Raw genomic sequence first — 13,962 nt, 5'->3', positions numbered from 1 at the left:
TCCTGAAACAGAAAATCCGTTTCGTAACTTTGTTTTCCCGCATTTATGCGAAGCTGAAGCATTCTTTCAGCAGCAAAATGCTCCGTATCTATTTGAACGAACAGGCCAGCCATTTCACATGGATAATAGCGACGATCTTTTTTCGAATATTCTCAGCAATGCACGCGGACGTCAGGCGATACAGTCTGAATCTCCGGTCAGTGTTGCCGAAACTGTTTCGTCCCCTCTTGAGCCTGCACCTGTCGCAAAGCCGGCAGCAGAGTTGCGTCCTGCGCCTGCCGTGAAACCTGCTGTTGTTAAGCCTGCCACGGAGCTGCGCCCTGCGGATTCAAAACCAGTCGCAGAGCTTCGCCCCGCTCCGACTTCTGCACCTGTCGCGGAACTCCGCTCTGCTCCGGCAAGTTCCGATGGCAGCGATTATAACGCTTCCGCCATTCGTGTTCTTGAAGGGCTGGAACCGGTGCGCTTACGTCCGGGCATGTATATCGGTGGTACCGACGAAAAAGCACTGCACCATTTGTTTGCCGAAGTCATCGACAATGCGATGGACGAAGCTGTTGCCGGTCATGCCAATTTCATTGATGTTAATCTCGATGCTGAAGGCTTCCTGACTGTCAGCGATAACGGACGCGGTATTCCGGTTGAAAACCACCCGCAGGTGCCGGGCAAATCCACGCTTGAAGTGATTATGACCAAGCTTCACGCGGGTGGTAAATTTGACGGCAAAGCCTATGAAACCTCCGGCGGTTTGCACGGCGTGGGTGTTTCGGTGGTCAATGCGCTGTCCGACCTGCTGGAAGTCGAAGTGGCGCGTGCCCGTCGTCTCTATCGTCTGCGCTTTTCGCGCGGCCTGCCATTGGGCGATCTGGAAGAACTGGGAGAAGTGCATAACCGTCGCGGTACGCGTGTTCGCTTCCATCCCGATCCGGATATTTTCGGCAAGAATGCGAAATTTGATCCTGAGCGCCTTTACCGTATGGCGCGCTCAAAAGCCTATCTGTTCGGTGGCGTTGAAATTCGCTGGTCCTGCGACCCGTCTTTGCTCGATCCGAAAAAAGGCATTCCGGAAAAAGCTGTTTTCCATTTTCCGGGTGGTCTGAAGGACTTCCTCGCCGCCTCGCTCGGCAAAGAATTTATGGTCACCAGAGAGATTTTCTCCGGCAAGACCGAAAAACAAGGCGGTCACGGTGCCGTTGAATGGGCCATTGCATGGTATGGCGGCGACAGCTTCGTTCATTCCTATTGTAACACCATTCCGACCGGCGAAGGCGGTACGCATGAAGCGGGTCTGCGTCTGGCGCTGACACGCGGTCTCAAAGCCTATGCGGAACTGACCAATAATAAACGCGCTTCGGTGATTACCACTGATGACGTGATGATTTCTGCCGCCGGTATGATGTCGGTTTTCATCCGCGAGCCGGAATTTGTCGGTCAGACTAAAGACAAGCTGGCAACTGTTGAAGCGCAGCGCATCGTGGAAAATGCGATCCGCGATCCGTTCGACCACTGGCTGGCAGCCTCCCCGCAGGAAGCTTCCAAACTGCTCGACTGGGTTGTTGAACGTGCGGAAGAGCGTCTGCGCCGCCGTCAGGAAAAAGAAACCACCCGTAAGACTGCAACACGCAAATTGCGTCTGCCGGGCAAGCTGGCTGACTGCTCACAGAATTCGGCTGCCGGTGCGGAATTGTTTATCGTTGAGGGTGACTCGGCGGGCGGCTCTGCAAAACAGGCGCGTAACCGTACCAATCAGGCGATCTTGCCGCTACGCGGTAAAATCCTCAACGTGGCCAGCGCAGGGCGTGACAAGCTGACAGCCAACCAGCAGATCGGTGATCTGGTGCAGGCACTCGGCTGCGGTACGCGCAAGAATTATCGTGAAGATGATCTGCGTTATGACCGCATCATCATCATGACGGATGCTGACGTCGATGGTGCGCATATTGCATCGCTGCTCATCACTTTCTTCTATCAGGAAATGCCGCAGCTGATTACCGGCGGGCATCTCTATCTTGCAGTGCCTCCGCTTTACCGCCTCAGTCAGGGTGGTAAAGTTGCCTATGCCCGCGATGATGCGCATAAAGATGAGTTGATGCGCACTGTGTTTACCGGCAAAGGCAAGATCGAAATCGGCCGCTTTAAGGGTCTTGGCGAAATGCGTGCCGACCAGCTTAAAGAAACGACCATGGATCCTAAAAAACGTACTTTGCTGCGCGTGGATCTGGTGGAAGATGAAAACGGCTCGACCAAATCTACGGTAGATGACCTGATGGGCACCAAGCCGGAAGCCCGCTTCCGCTTCATTCAGGAAAATGCTGAGTTCGTTCAGGAACTGGACATTTAAGGCTTTATACCAAGGCTTCGCCTTGTACATTGGTGATATTGCATACGTCGCTTCGGAGCGGTTCCGGTGAATACGGAAATGTCAGAACCGCCCTGTTGATTTTACACGCATCTTGTTCCGGTCGAAACAGGACAAGAAATCATTCCGGTGAACTGATTTCCCTGCATAGGCGCTTCACGCTTTTGGGGATGCGCTCCAACTCTGGCAATATATTCTGATCAGAATTGCCAAGACCGTTCAACCGGAGCCGCTGATGTGCGCCGCGAAATTCATAATCCGGACAATTGATGAACTCCGGCAGCAACTTGTGTCTGAAGCGGCCAATAAGAATATTTTAGTTGCCGGAATATGCGGATTAGCAGGAGCCGGAAAAACCACCTTATGCCGGCAGCTCACAGCACTATCAGGTTTCAATATTGTACATCTGAGCTGTGACCGCTTCTCTTCACACAGCCATGCTGACCGTCAGGCTAGTATTGATAGGGCCTATACTTCGGGCATAACAGAGCATATCGCTTTTACTGAAAATCCCCAGAACTGGTATGCCTATGATGATATAATAGCTGCCATCCACGCATTAAGAGCGCACGGACATTACAGCTATAATCGCGCATGGAACGGGAAAACTGGCGATCTGGACGGGCATTACAATATTGCTCTGCCTGAAAACGCTCCGTCCATTGTGTTATGCGATGGTATTTATCTTCTTCATGAACCGATAAGCACTGCATTAGACCTCACCATTCTGGTTGATGCTCCGGTTGAAGTTACGATGCAGCGCGGACACAAACGATCCAACGGCAATACCGGTCATTTTATGTCTATGGAACGCCTCAGGCAGACATATACTATGCCGTATTTTGAGGCACTCTCAGGCCAGGCCGACATTCTTTTTCAACCGGAACTTGCCCCGTCTGACTGCGTTTAAGCAGTCTGCATCAAAGCAGATCAATAATCATCCAGATCAGGAATGCGGCCAAAAGCGATCTTACCGCCAATATAAGAGCCGGGGGCAATAGATGGTCCGAGGCTCAGAACATCCGAACCGAATTGTTTGCGTACGCGGTCAAGCGTATCTGAAACCTGTTCCCAGCGCTGCTGACGCTGCTTGTCTTGCGGCTCATCAAACAAATCATGACTGTCGACCACCTCACCGGACAGATGATGCAGATAAATATGCACATTCTTGACCTGCCGGAAATCAGCCTTGCGAAACGACGGGTGCATCAGCAGTCGCCGGTGCAACTGCGAGAGACAGGTGAGAAAACAATGATCGTCCCGTGACGGCGGGAACACACCTTCAACCGAGACGGATTCCTGCCCCTTGATCCGCCAGCCATAGACCAGAGCACCGGCACGATAATGCTCTTTACGCAAACGGCGCGAGGCACTCATACAGAGCAGCCGCGCGCATTGCAGTATCTTATCCGGCTGGCGCCAGTCCCGTGGCAACACACGGCCATGGCCGAACATACGGCGATGCGTTTCCTGTTTCTCCACCGCATAGCCATGTAATCCGGCGATGAAACGCTCGCCTTCAACACTATTCCAGATCGCGCGCCCTTGTTTCGGACTGATCTTCCAGAGTTCTTCAACCGTCGCAATACCGGAGCGGAGTAAACGTGCCTCCACGCCTGCGGCAATGCCCGGAAGATCACGCAGTTTCAGCCCTAAAAAACGATGCGGAATATCTTCCGGCCGCACAATCACCAAGCCGTCCGGCTTGTCGATTTCCGCAGCAATTTTGGCCAATAGCTCATTGGGAGCAACGCCTATAGAACAGGTCAGTGCTGAGCCTAGCTTTTCACGCAATGCCGCTTTAATCGCCAGCCCTAAAGCCTCCGCCTGTCGGGACTCCGACGGCAGCAGACGACAAACCAATTCGTCAATTGAGCGCACGCTGCCTATCGGCAGCACCGTATCAATAATATCCAGTATTTTGTGATGAAGTTTGACATATTCATCCGGCCGCGCTTCCACAATCGCAATTTCAGGGCAGATTGCCCGTGCCTCACGTACCGATGTGCCGGTTTTCAGACCAAGCTTCTTCGCCTCCTTACTGGCCGCAATCAGACCGGTAAATTCACTGGCATGAGGCACAACGCCCACCGGCCTGCCCTGCAAAGCAGGATTCATCTGCTGCTCGGCACTGGCAAAAAAACTGTCAAAATCGAGATAAAGCCGTTCCGGCAGATCAGGTTTACGCATGGGTTTTGTTCCGCAACTATCACAGAACAAAATAAGAACATTAAATGATTTTGGCAAGCCTGAATTACAGATCAGCCTGCATTTTCACCTTTTCCACAACCCGCGCCAGACTGTCTGACCATTCTTCATAGCGGCGGATAATCCGGAAACCGCATTTCTCATAAAGCTTTATTGCAGGTAAATTGCGTGCATGGGTGCCGATTTCCGCAGTCTGAAATCCGAGCATAACAATTTGTGCCAGCAATGCATCAACCAGCAATGTACCGATGCCCTGCCCGTGATGCGCCGGATCCACCCAGATATCAGATATATAATTCTGATTGGTATCGCGTGCGCCCCAGCCGCAAATCACGCCATCCTGTTCAGCGACGAGAATATAATCCAGATAATCCTGCGCTGAATGCAAAAAAGCCAGTTCAGCGCGTCTGCGCTGATCCGGCTCTTCTGTTTCATGACTGAATATGTGGGAAGCCCATGCATCAGCTCCGATACGGGCAATCATCGCCAGATCAGCGTTTGTTGCCTGCCGGAGCTGCATGCGGTGTTACCACCAGCGTTTAGGCGCGAACTGGCCTGCAGCCTGCTCAATCACATGAGCTGCCTGAAACAGTGCTTCTTCCTCAAACGGGCGGCCAATCAGCTGGAGACCAAGCGGCAGACCATTTTCGGACAGACCGGCAGGTACGGAAATACCCGGCAGGCCAGCCATGTTCACAGTAACGGTGAAGATATCATTGAGATACATTTTCACCGGATCAGCGGCCAGTTCCTTGTCGCCCAGCTTGAAGGCCGCGGATGGCGTTGCTGGTGTCAGGATTGCATCCACACCGGCAGCAAACACATCTTCAAAATCTTTCTTGATTAATGTGCGGATTTTCTGCGCCTTGACGTAATAGGCGTCATAATAACCGGCTGACAGCACATAAGTGCCGATCATGATGCGGCGTTTGACTTCCTTGCCGAAACCTTCTGCACGGGTGTTTTCGTACATTTCAACAATGTCTTTACCCGGTACACGCAGGCCGTAACGAACGCCGTCATAACGTGCGAGGTTCGACGATGCTTCAGCCGGTGCCACAATGTAATAAACAGCCAGTGCTTGCTCGGTATGCGGCAGCGAAATGTCAACAACTTCCGCACCGGCATCTTTCAGCCACTGAACGCCCTGCGCCCAGAGCTTTTCGATCTCCGCAGGCATACCATCAATGCGATATTCGCGCGGAATACCGATTTTCATGCCTTTTACGGATTTGCCAAGCGCTGCTTCATAATCAGGAACCGGCAGATCAACAGAAGTTGTATCTTTCAGATCAACAGATGCCATGGATTTCAGCAGAATTGCGCTGTCACGCACATCACGGGCAATCGGGCCTGCCTGATCGAGCGACGATGCGAAAGCAATTGTGCCCCAACGGGAAACACGGCCATAAGTCGGCTTGATACCAACAGTACCGGTGAAAGCCGCAGGCTGACGGATCGAACCACCGGTATCGGTTGCAGTTGCACCGGCGCACAGGCGTGCAGCCACAGCCGCAGCAGAACCACCGGAAGAACCGCCCGGAACCAGCTTCTCTTCCGAGCCTTCTGCGCGCCAAGGGCTGACCACAGGGCCGTAATAGGAGGTTTCATTGGAGGAGCCCATTGCGAACTCGTCCATATTCAGCTTGCCGAGCATAACCGCACCGTCTGCCCAGAGATTGGCAGTAACAGTCGATTCATAATCCGGTTTGAAGCCATCGAGAATATGCGAACAGGCCTGCGTATGATCGCCTTTGGTTGCAAACAGGTCTTTTACGCCCAGCGGAATACCTTCCAGCGCACCGGCCTCGCCTTTTGCCAGACGTTCATCCGAAGCCTTGGCCATCGAACGGGCTTTATCATGGGTAACGCTGACATAGGCATTGATCGCACCATTCGCTTCATCAATCGCCTTGAGATAGGCATCGGCCAGTTCGGTTGCGGTAAAGGCTTTGGCCTTCAGCTTGTCACGCGCCTCGGCAATGGTGAGTGCGGTTAAATCAGTCATTCTATCAATCCTGTTCAGGGCTTTTCATGTGCTGTCCGCACCATTTCAAAAACCGGACTTCGCGTCGGGAGCAGTTACAGCTCATATTGAAACAGGAAACAGCAGTCGGATGGATCAGGGCGGGGATTATTCGATAACTTTTGGCACCATGAAGAAGTTTTCTTCGGTGATTGGTGCATTGGATACGATTTCCGAAGCGATATTGCCGTCAGACACCTTGTCTTCACGCAGACGCATGGCGGTCGGAATAACTGAGGTCATCGGCTCCACGCCATCGACATTCACACTGTCGAGCGATTGCACAAAGCCCAGAATAACATTGAGTTCACCGGTCATTTTCTCGGCTTGTTCTTCATTGACCGCAATACGGGCAAGATGCGCAACGCGCTTGACTGTAGTTAAATCGACGGACATGTCGTTCTCCGATAAATGCGAAAATGCGGTGATCGCTGCCGGTCGTCCGGCATGAATACAGCCCGCAAGGAATTTCTCTTATTCCGGCTATAACCCTGCACCCGCCCAAGTGCAATATTTGACTTGAATTTTCAGCCTTATCCGTTTTGTGAATTACTCCACTCACCGAGAGATGTGACGTGCTTTATGCAATACCTATCTCCAAAAGCCAGAATGAGAGCGCACCTGTTAAAACAAACAGGTGAAATATATTAAATAAAAACTAATACTACCACATACATTTTTTATGCGAGATAATATATTATTACTTTAAATTTAAAATAAAAACAAAAAAAGGATTTATGATGTTTGTTTTTAGTTTAAAGCCGATATACGATAAATATTCATACTTGTCAGTATCAAATAATGCAATTGGACAAGGTAAAAATAAACTATTCATAAATAAAACAAGTGAAAATTACTCAAGATTATTCATTACATCTCAAATTATTTCACATGAATATTACCCATCAATACCTTCAGAAATATACTGCCCAGACGCCAATGGGTTTATTAATGCTGACATGATTGCCAATAATCGCGGAAACAGAGATACATTTCTAGATTCTAATGTTGCACCAAAAGATGCACCAAAATACTATATTATGCTTACCGGATTTAACACATGTTTTGTATTCACAAATCCAAACCAAAGTATAGATTATTTAAACGATGTACAAAATAATTACTTATTAACCGCCACAACAGACGGAAACATAATTTACAGCTCCAGCAATTCACTTTGGCCAAATGAAAAGCTTTGGCTCATTGAGTTTTATGAATAAAAAATAATACAAAAGGATAAAAAATGTTCATATTTAGTTTGAAACCAAAATCATATCAAAATCAATATTTAGCAGGAAATCCAACATCACCATTAACTACCGGAACATATACAGGATACAATTTAACCGCAAATGCAATCATCGATAATAATAATATCGATTTTACAAATGCGAATTCTATCCAGGACTTAAGCGGCACCACGCCAAAAACATCTGTACTTTACAATCCTGGAGCGGGTGGTTTTGTTCAAGCATTATCCGTAACTGCGACCAACGGTACAATTAGCTTAGGCTTAGTAACAAACGTCACCCCTATACAAGCAACAAAATTTGAACTCGTTAAAATAGATGAGAACACATGCAATATTTATACAACAATTGATAATACAGAGTATGCCCTTGCACACGACGAAGATACGGATTTAGTTTATCTCCAATCCGGCGTCCGCAATCCAAGTAATAAGAAATGGACAATCAATTTCTTAATTGTATAAATTTATTTCTAAGCAATATGTGAAATTCCCCCCGTCTTTTTTTGTCAGGCGGGGAGAGTTGATCAAACTGTCAAACTACCACCGACTTCCAGAACCTTAACTTCCGTGGAGGTCTTTTCCATACCGTGTACAAAATCATCAGCAGTTGCATCCAGCAGACCGAATGTGCCGAAGTGGCATGGAATAGCTGTTTTGAGTGCAGGGAAATAACGCTGACAGGCCAATGCGGCCACTGCACCGCCCATGGTAAAGCGGTCACCGACCGGCACCAGAGCAATCTCCGGCTGATGCAATTCATTAATCAGCGCCATATCGGAGAAAATATCCGTATCCCCCATATGATAAAGCACCGGTGCGCCCTCATCATCAAAATGGAACACCAAGCCATTGGCATTACCAAGCGAATGGGAAATACCGTCTTCTGTCAAACTTGAGGAAGAATGCAGCGCATTGACGAATGTTACAGAAAATCCGTTGTGAAAAACTGTACCACCGGTATTCGTCGGATCGACTTTCGCGACACCACGATACTCCAGCCAGTCACAAAGATCAGCATTGGCGATAACCGTTGCGCCTGTTTCTTTTGCGATGCGAATGGTGTCGCCGACATGATCGCCGTGGCCGTGTGTCAGTGCAATATGCGTCACGCCTTTGGTCACTTCAGCAAAATCCAAAACGGAACCGGTCGGGCTCTGACTGATGAAAGGGTCGATCAGAATGACCGCCTGCGAAGTTTCAACGCGGAAAGCAGAATGGCCGAGCCAGGTGATTTTCATGATATTCCCTTTGCCGATGCATATTGTTATAGGCACAGTTAGAATGCACTGCGCTGTCTTAGCAATATAGTATGACATTACCGGATCAGGAAACGAGATATGGCTGTATCAACAATTGAAGAGCTTGCGGCAAGCCTGAGCTATGGTCAGCTGGTTGCCGGTCTTGATCTGGGTACCAAAACCATCGGCATCGCTGTCTCTGATCTCGGACTTTCCTTCTCCCATCCGCGCCCCGTTCTGAAACGACGCAAATTCACGCTGGATGCGCAGGAACTGCTGGAATTGCTGCAAAAAGAAAAGATTTCAGCCGTGGTTATCGGCCTGCCGGTCAATATGGACGGCACAGAAGGACCGCGTGTGCAGGCCACCCGCGCTTTTGTACGCAATATGGAAAAGCTCACCGATATTCCGTTTATCTATTGGGATGAGCGACTTTCAACGGTCGCTGCAGAGCGCGCTTTGATCGGTATGGATGTTTCCCGCGCTAAACGCGCAGAGCGGATTGATTCCGCTGCCGCCTCGTTCATTTTGCAGGGGGCACTTGACCGGCTGCATATGCTGCGCCGTGACAGTGAGCAGGATTAGTCAGCCGTCCGTCAATGAGCCGGTTGCAGCTTATTCCTGCGGATAGAGTGCGTTGATAATGCCCAGCGCGTCATGACGGGCATCAATCATGCCATAGGTCGTACGCCACTGACCACCAAGACGGGTTTCGATAAAGGCATCGCCGATATCATCCGCACCGAGTTCTTTCAGGCAGGCAGCACTGGCCGCCAGTGCCATCTGCTCGGTGAGCATACGTGCAGCACCTTCATCGGTCATGGTCACCTGCATCGCAGCGCGTAACACCGCAACAGTCCCCTGACCGCGACGGCCAAGCTGTGTGCCGATCCACTCCAGCACATCGTCAAACAAACGTGGTGCGCGGTGCAATACACGCACAATATCCAGCGCCATTACATTGCCGGAACCTTCCCAGATCGCATTGACCGGAGCCTCGCGATAAAGCCGTGCCAGCGGATTTTCTTCGACATAGCCATTGCCGCCGAGACATTCCATCGCTTCATAGAGCAGCGCCGGTGCAATTTTTGCCACCCAATATTTGACCACAGGTGTCATAACACGGGCAAAAGCAGCTTCCATACGATCATTGGCTGCCATGTCAAAAGCACGGGCAAGGCGCAGTGACAGAGCAGTTGCAGCCGCCACATCCAGCGACATATCCGCCAGAACACGCTGCATCAGCGGCTGATTAATCAGCGGCACACCGCCGACACTTCTGTGACGGGCATGGTGAACAGCTTCACTCATACCGGCACGCATCAAACCGGCGGAGGCGACAGCACAATCCAGACGGGTCAGTGTCACCATATCAATAATGGTCTTCACACCCTGCCCCGGCTCTCCGACCATCTGGCCGAGCGCATTTTCAAACTGCACTTCGGAAGATGCATTGGAGCGGTTGCCGAGCTTGTCTTTCAAACGCTGGAAGCGGAAGCCGTTGCCGCTGCCATCAGACAATAAACGTGGCACAAGGAAACAGGACAGGCCGGACTTGTTATCACCGGCAGCCTGTCCATTGGCCTGCGCCAGCACCATAAAGGCATCTGACATCGGCGCGGACATAAACCATTTATGGCCGTTGAGACGATAGACGCCATTACCCGCATGATCGGCACGGGTGGTATTGGCACGCACATCGGTGCCGGCCTGCTTTTCTGTCATGCCCATACCAAGCGTCAGACCGGCTTTTTTAACCGGCGGCTTGTTGGACGAGTCATATTTACGGGTGAGGATACGCGGCGACCATTCATCATAAAGCGCCGGAGAGGTCATCAGCACTGCAAGTGATGCGCTTGTCATGGTCAGCGGGCAAAGATGACCGCATTCAAGCTGTGCAGTCAGATAAAAACGTGTTGCACGCGCCTGATGGCGGCGCCCTGCTTCCGGAGATTGTTGCGGGCTGTTTTCCCAGATGGATGAGTGCAGGCCATGCGCAACGGAACGGCGCATCAAAGCATGATAGGCCGGATGATATTCCACCTGATCGATGCGGTTGCCCTGACGGTCATGGGTTTGCAAGCGCGGTACTTCGGAATTGGCAAGACGCGCCATTTCCTGCGCATCCGCAGACAAGACAAAACGGCCGGTCTGTTCTAACTCTTTTTGCAGGCTTTCCGGAAAGCGCGCTGCACATTGCAGCAACAGCGGATCACTCAGATAGGCATTATATTGCGGAGCAGCCTGCCCGTTGAGATTTTTGGTCACGGAATATGGAGACGTATCCGGCGCATAATTGGTGCGCTGCGGCGCCTGATTAGTTACTTCAGAAACGTCTGCAGGAGTGTTAACCGACATATTCCATCCATTTAGCCGGAGATTTCAGCCGCCGGTTTTTGTATTTAAAAATCTATACGCGAATCTCTAATATCCGCCTTGTGTCATTGTTTGCGGCAAAATTATAAATATCCCCTCAATAATCCATTTTTCTCCACACTGTTTATTCGACAAAGCCGCAAAAGCATATATAAGGCCGCAAACAAGTTTCTCTGCAAACAATATATGGGAATAGCTGTGATGACAGAACAATCTCCCGCGCCTCTTTTTCCCCACCGCCATTTGCTCGGGATTAAAGGTCTTTCTCCTCTCGATATTACCACATTGCTGGATCTGGCCGACAGTGAAGTTGCTGTCTCCCGCCAGCCGGAAAAAAAGAAAACAATCCTAAGCGGTCGTACGCAGATTAATCTTTTCTTTGAAAACTCCACCCGTACCCAATCTTCCTTTGAACTGGCCGGTAAGCGCCTCGGTGCCGATGTGATGAACATGTCGGTCGGCAGCTCGTCGGTTAAAAAGGGTGAAACGCTGATTGATACGGCGATGACGCTCAATGCCATGCAACCGGATATTCTGGTTATCCGTCACGCTTCTGCCGGTGCTGCGGCACTTCTGGCGCAGAAAGTCGGCTGCTCGGTGGTCAATGCCGGTGACGGTGCCCATGAACATCCGACACAGGCCCTGCTCGATGCGCTGACCATCCGCCGCGCTAAAGGCAAAGTCGGTCGTCTGATCGTGGCAATCTGCGGTGATGTCCTGCATTCACGCGTTGCCCGCTCCAATATTCTGCTGCTCAATGCGCTGGGCGCGCGGGTACGGGTGATTGCACCATCCACCCTGCTGCCATCCGGCATTGAACAAATGGGCGTTGAAGTGTTCAACTCCATGAAAGAGGGTCTGAAAGACGCTGATGTGGTGATGATGCTGCGCCTGCAGCGCGAGCGCATGAGCGGCTCTTTTGTGCCGTCGGTGCGCGAATATTTCCACTTCTACGGGCTGGATAAAGAAAAGCTCAAATATGCCAAGCCGGACGCTTTGGTAATGCATCCGGGCCCGATGAACCGTGGTGTAGAGATTGCCTCGGATATTGCTGACGGCCCGCAAAGCGTGATCCAGCAACAGGTGGAAATGGGTGTTGCCGTTCGCATGGCCGTGATGGAAGCTTTGCTTGACCCGCGACGAAATCCTGAAAATTTTAACGGTGTTGGAGCCTGATGATGAGCACTACAGTTTACACCAATGCCCGCATCATTGATCCTTCGCGCAATCTCGATGAAACCGGCATGCTGATCGTTCAGGACGGCATTATCGTCGCCAGCGGTGCCGATGCCAATAATCAGGGCACGCCGGAAGGCGCGGAGATTATCGACCTTAACGGCAATGTACTGATCCCGGGTCTGGTCGACAGCCGCGTGTTTATCGGTGAGCCGGGTACAGAACATCGTGAAACTATTGCCTCGGCCAGTCAGGCTGCTGCTGCCGGTGGCGTAACCTCCATGATTATGATGCCGGATACTGATCCGGTGATTGATAATGTGGCACTGGTCGAATTCGTCAAGCGGACTGCCCGCGACACCGCCATTGTCAATGTGCATCCGGCTGCGGCCATCACCCGAGGTTTGCTGGGTGAAGAAATGACCGAAATGGGCCTGCTGCGCGAAGCCGGTGCGGTTGCCTTTACCGAAGGCCGCAAATCACTGGCCAATACGCTGCTGCTGCGCCGTGCGCTGACCTATGCCAAGGATTTCGGTGCGGTGATTGCCCATGAGACAATCGACCCTTATCTCGGCGGCGGTGCGATGAATAGCGGGCTTTATGCCAGCTGGCTCGGCCTTTCCGGTGCGCCGCGTGAAGCAGAAGTCATTCCGCTGGAACGTGACCTGCGCTTAGCAAGCATGACCGGCGGCAATTATCACGCTGCGCAAATTTCCTGCGATATGTCGGCTCAGGTGCTGCGCCGAGCCAAGGAAACCAATGCAAAAGTCAGCGCTGCTGTTTCGATCAATCATTTATCGCTGAATGAAAATGATATCGGTGAATATCGTACATTCTTCCGTCTTTCGCCGCCGCTGCGCAATGAAGATGACCGTCAGGCGATGATTGAAGCCGTGCGCAACGGCACGATTGATGTGATTGTCTCCGCGCATAATCCGCAGGATGTTGATACCAAACGTCTGCCTTTTGCCGATGCGGAAGCCGGTGCAATCGGACTGGAAACCCTGCTGGGGGCAGCGCTGCGTCTCTATCACAATGACTCATTGAGCCTCTTGCGTCTGATCGAAGTGCTTTCCACCGCTCCGGCCAAACTCTATGGTCTGGATGCAGGCACTCTGAAAGTTGGTGCAAAGGCCGATTTCGCCGTGGTTGATCTTTATGAACCATGGGTCGTAAAGGCTGAAGAATTGCACTCACTCTCGAAAAACAGCTCTTTTGAAGACGCTAAATTTCAGGGTCGCGTGATCCGTACCGCGGTCAGCGGCAAAACAGTCTTCGCATTATAAATATTGTTTTGGTGCGGATTTTATGCCTAATTTCTGCTGTC

The 13,962-nt window shown here is 51.1% G+C and carries 13 protein-coding genes; 7 read left to right on the top strand and 6 right to left on the bottom strand.

The features are described 5' to 3' along the window. Window positions 1-118: 118 nt before the first annotated feature. Window positions 119-2,341: a DNA topoisomerase IV subunit B gene (gene parE, locus LDL70_RS06450; RefSeq protein ID WP_225687873.1), complete on the top strand. Its 2,223-nt coding sequence runs from the start codon at window positions 119-121 to the stop codon at window positions 2,339-2,341. A 253-nt stretch (window positions 2,342-2,594) separates the two neighbouring features. After that, a complete protein-coding gene (locus tag LDL70_RS06445; RefSeq protein ID WP_225687864.1) occupies window positions 2,595-3,269 on the top strand; it encodes a hypothetical protein in 675 nt (224 codons plus the stop codon). Window positions 3,270-3,289: 20 nt separating this feature from the next. On the opposite strand, the gene LDL70_RS06440 is transcribed toward LDL70_RS06445, so the two are convergent. The 4 genes from LDL70_RS06440 to gatC all read right to left on the bottom strand — a co-directional run bounded on the left by LDL70_RS06440 (window position 3,290) and on the right by gatC (window position 6,989). Beyond that, on the bottom strand, window positions 3,290-4,549 hold the full coding sequence (locus LDL70_RS06440; protein ID WP_151159212.1) for a type VI secretion protein ImpB: 1,260 nt from the start codon (window positions 4,547-4,549) through the stop codon (window positions 3,290-3,292). Window positions 4,550-4,613: 64 nt separating this feature from the next. Then, window positions 4,614-5,087: a GNAT family N-acetyltransferase gene (locus tag LDL70_RS06435; RefSeq protein ID WP_225687862.1), complete on the bottom strand. Its 474-nt coding sequence runs from the start codon at window positions 5,085-5,087 to the stop codon at window positions 4,614-4,616. A 6-nt stretch (window positions 5,088-5,093) separates the two neighbouring features. Next, window positions 5,094-6,575 (bottom strand): Asp-tRNA(Asn)/Glu-tRNA(Gln) amidotransferase subunit GatA, encoded by a 1,482-nt coding sequence (gatA, locus tag LDL70_RS06430; protein ID WP_022712300.1) that lies wholly within the window; start codon window positions 6,573-6,575, stop codon window positions 5,094-5,096. A 126-nt stretch (window positions 6,576-6,701) separates the two neighbouring features. Beyond that, entirely contained in the window at window positions 6,702-6,989 is a 288-nt protein-coding gene (gene gatC / locus LDL70_RS06425) for an Asp-tRNA(Asn)/Glu-tRNA(Gln) amidotransferase subunit GatC (protein ID WP_022712301.1), read from the bottom strand. A 341-nt stretch (window positions 6,990-7,330) separates the two neighbouring features. Here gatC and LDL70_RS06420 point away from each other — a divergent pair, with 341 nt between their 5' ends. Next, window positions 7,331-7,813 carry a hypothetical protein gene (locus tag LDL70_RS06420; RefSeq protein ID WP_225687860.1) on the top strand — a complete coding sequence of 161 codons (483 nt, stop codon included), beginning with the start codon at window positions 7,331-7,333 and terminating at the stop codon, window positions 7,811-7,813. A 23-nt stretch (window positions 7,814-7,836) separates the two neighbouring features. Then, window positions 7,837-8,307 carry a hypothetical protein gene (locus tag LDL70_RS06415; protein ID WP_225687858.1) on the top strand — a complete coding sequence of 157 codons (471 nt, stop codon included), beginning with the start codon at window positions 7,837-7,839 and terminating at the stop codon, window positions 8,305-8,307. 62 nt (window positions 8,308-8,369) lie between these two features. Here the strand turns inward: LDL70_RS06415 and LDL70_RS06410 are convergent, their stop codons facing one another. Continuing rightward, a complete protein-coding gene (locus LDL70_RS06410) occupies window positions 8,370-9,083 on the bottom strand; it encodes a metal-dependent hydrolase (RefSeq protein ID WP_225687856.1) in 714 nt (237 codons plus the stop codon). A 99-nt stretch (window positions 9,084-9,182) separates the two neighbouring features. Here LDL70_RS06410 and ruvX point away from each other — a divergent pair, with 99 nt between their 5' ends. Further along, window positions 9,183-9,668 (top strand): Holliday junction resolvase RuvX, encoded by a 486-nt coding sequence (gene ruvX, locus LDL70_RS06405; protein WP_225687854.1) that lies wholly within the window; start codon window positions 9,183-9,185, stop codon window positions 9,666-9,668. Between the two features lie 30 nt (window positions 9,669-9,698). Here the strand turns inward: ruvX and LDL70_RS06400 are convergent, their stop codons facing one another. Further along, window positions 9,699-11,441: an acyl-CoA dehydrogenase family protein gene (locus LDL70_RS06400; RefSeq protein ID WP_225687852.1), complete on the bottom strand. Its 1,743-nt coding sequence runs from the start codon at window positions 11,439-11,441 to the stop codon at window positions 9,699-9,701. A gap of 219 nt (window positions 11,442-11,660) precedes the next feature. Here LDL70_RS06400 and LDL70_RS06395 point away from each other — a divergent pair, with 219 nt between their 5' ends. Together LDL70_RS06395 and LDL70_RS06390 are read left to right on the top strand one after the other, a co-directional pair. After that, window positions 11,661-12,635 carry an aspartate carbamoyltransferase catalytic subunit gene (locus LDL70_RS06395; RefSeq protein ID WP_028233959.1) on the top strand — a complete coding sequence of 325 codons (975 nt, stop codon included), beginning with the start codon at window positions 11,661-11,663 and terminating at the stop codon, window positions 12,633-12,635. Beyond that, window positions 12,635-13,921 carry a dihydroorotase gene (locus tag LDL70_RS06390; RefSeq protein ID WP_370637783.1) on the top strand — a complete coding sequence of 429 codons (1,287 nt, stop codon included), beginning with the start codon at window positions 12,635-12,637 and terminating at the stop codon, window positions 13,919-13,921. The genes LDL70_RS06395 and LDL70_RS06390 overlap by 1 nt, the downstream gene beginning before the upstream one ends. Window positions 13,922-13,962: the final 41 nt, after the last annotated feature.

Origin of the sequence: Pseudochrobactrum sp. XF203 (assembly GCF_020341615.1) — a bacterium.
Lineage (GTDB): Bacteria > Pseudomonadota > Alphaproteobacteria > Rhizobiales > Rhizobiaceae > Pseudochrobactrum > Pseudochrobactrum saccharolyticum.
The sequence above is the reverse complement of the archived record's forward strand: the minus strand, read 5'-3'. Positions and strand labels throughout refer to the sequence as shown.

What these genes read in the sequence shown, in the direction of transcription:
- LDL70_RS06445 (WP_225687864.1), top strand. Translation starts at nt 2,595, where the DNA reads ATGTGCGCCGCGAAATTCATAATCCGGACAATTGATGAACTCCGGCAG.
- LDL70_RS06395 (WP_028233959.1), top strand. Translation starts at nt 11,661, where the DNA reads ATGACAGAACAATCTCCCGCGCCTCTTTTTCCCCACCGCCATTTGCTC.
- LDL70_RS06440 (WP_151159212.1), bottom strand. Translation starts at nt 4,549, where the DNA reads ATGCGTAAACCTGATCTGCCGGAACGGCTTTATCTCGATTTTGACAGT.
- LDL70_RS06435 (WP_225687862.1), bottom strand. Translation starts at nt 5,087, where the DNA reads ATGCAGCTCCGGCAGGCAACAAACGCTGATCTGGCGATGATTGCCCGT.
- LDL70_RS06400 (WP_225687852.1), bottom strand. Translation starts at nt 11,441, where the DNA reads ATGTCGGTTAACACTCCTGCAGACGTTTCTGAAGTAACTAATCAGGCG.
- ruvX (WP_225687854.1), top strand. Translation starts at nt 9,183, where the DNA reads ATGGCTGTATCAACAATTGAAGAGCTTGCGGCAAGCCTGAGCTATGGT.
- LDL70_RS06390 (WP_370637783.1), top strand. Translation starts at nt 12,635, where the DNA reads ATGATGAGCACTACAGTTTACACCAATGCCCGCATCATTGATCCTTCG.
- LDL70_RS06410 (WP_225687856.1), bottom strand. Translation starts at nt 9,083, where the DNA reads ATGAAAATCACCTGGCTCGGCCATTCTGCTTTCCGCGTTGAAACTTCG.
- gatA (WP_022712300.1), bottom strand. Translation starts at nt 6,575, where the DNA reads ATGACTGATTTAACCGCACTCACCATTGCCGAGGCGCGTGACAAGCTG.
- parE (WP_225687873.1), top strand. Translation starts at nt 119, where the DNA reads ATGGATAATAGCGACGATCTTTTTTCGAATATTCTCAGCAATGCACGC.
- LDL70_RS06420 (WP_225687860.1), top strand. Translation starts at nt 7,331, where the DNA reads ATGATGTTTGTTTTTAGTTTAAAGCCGATATACGATAAATATTCATAC.
- LDL70_RS06415 (WP_225687858.1), top strand. Translation starts at nt 7,837, where the DNA reads ATGTTCATATTTAGTTTGAAACCAAAATCATATCAAAATCAATATTTA.
- gatC (WP_022712301.1), bottom strand. Translation starts at nt 6,989, where the DNA reads ATGTCCGTCGATTTAACTACAGTCAAGCGCGTTGCGCATCTTGCCCGT.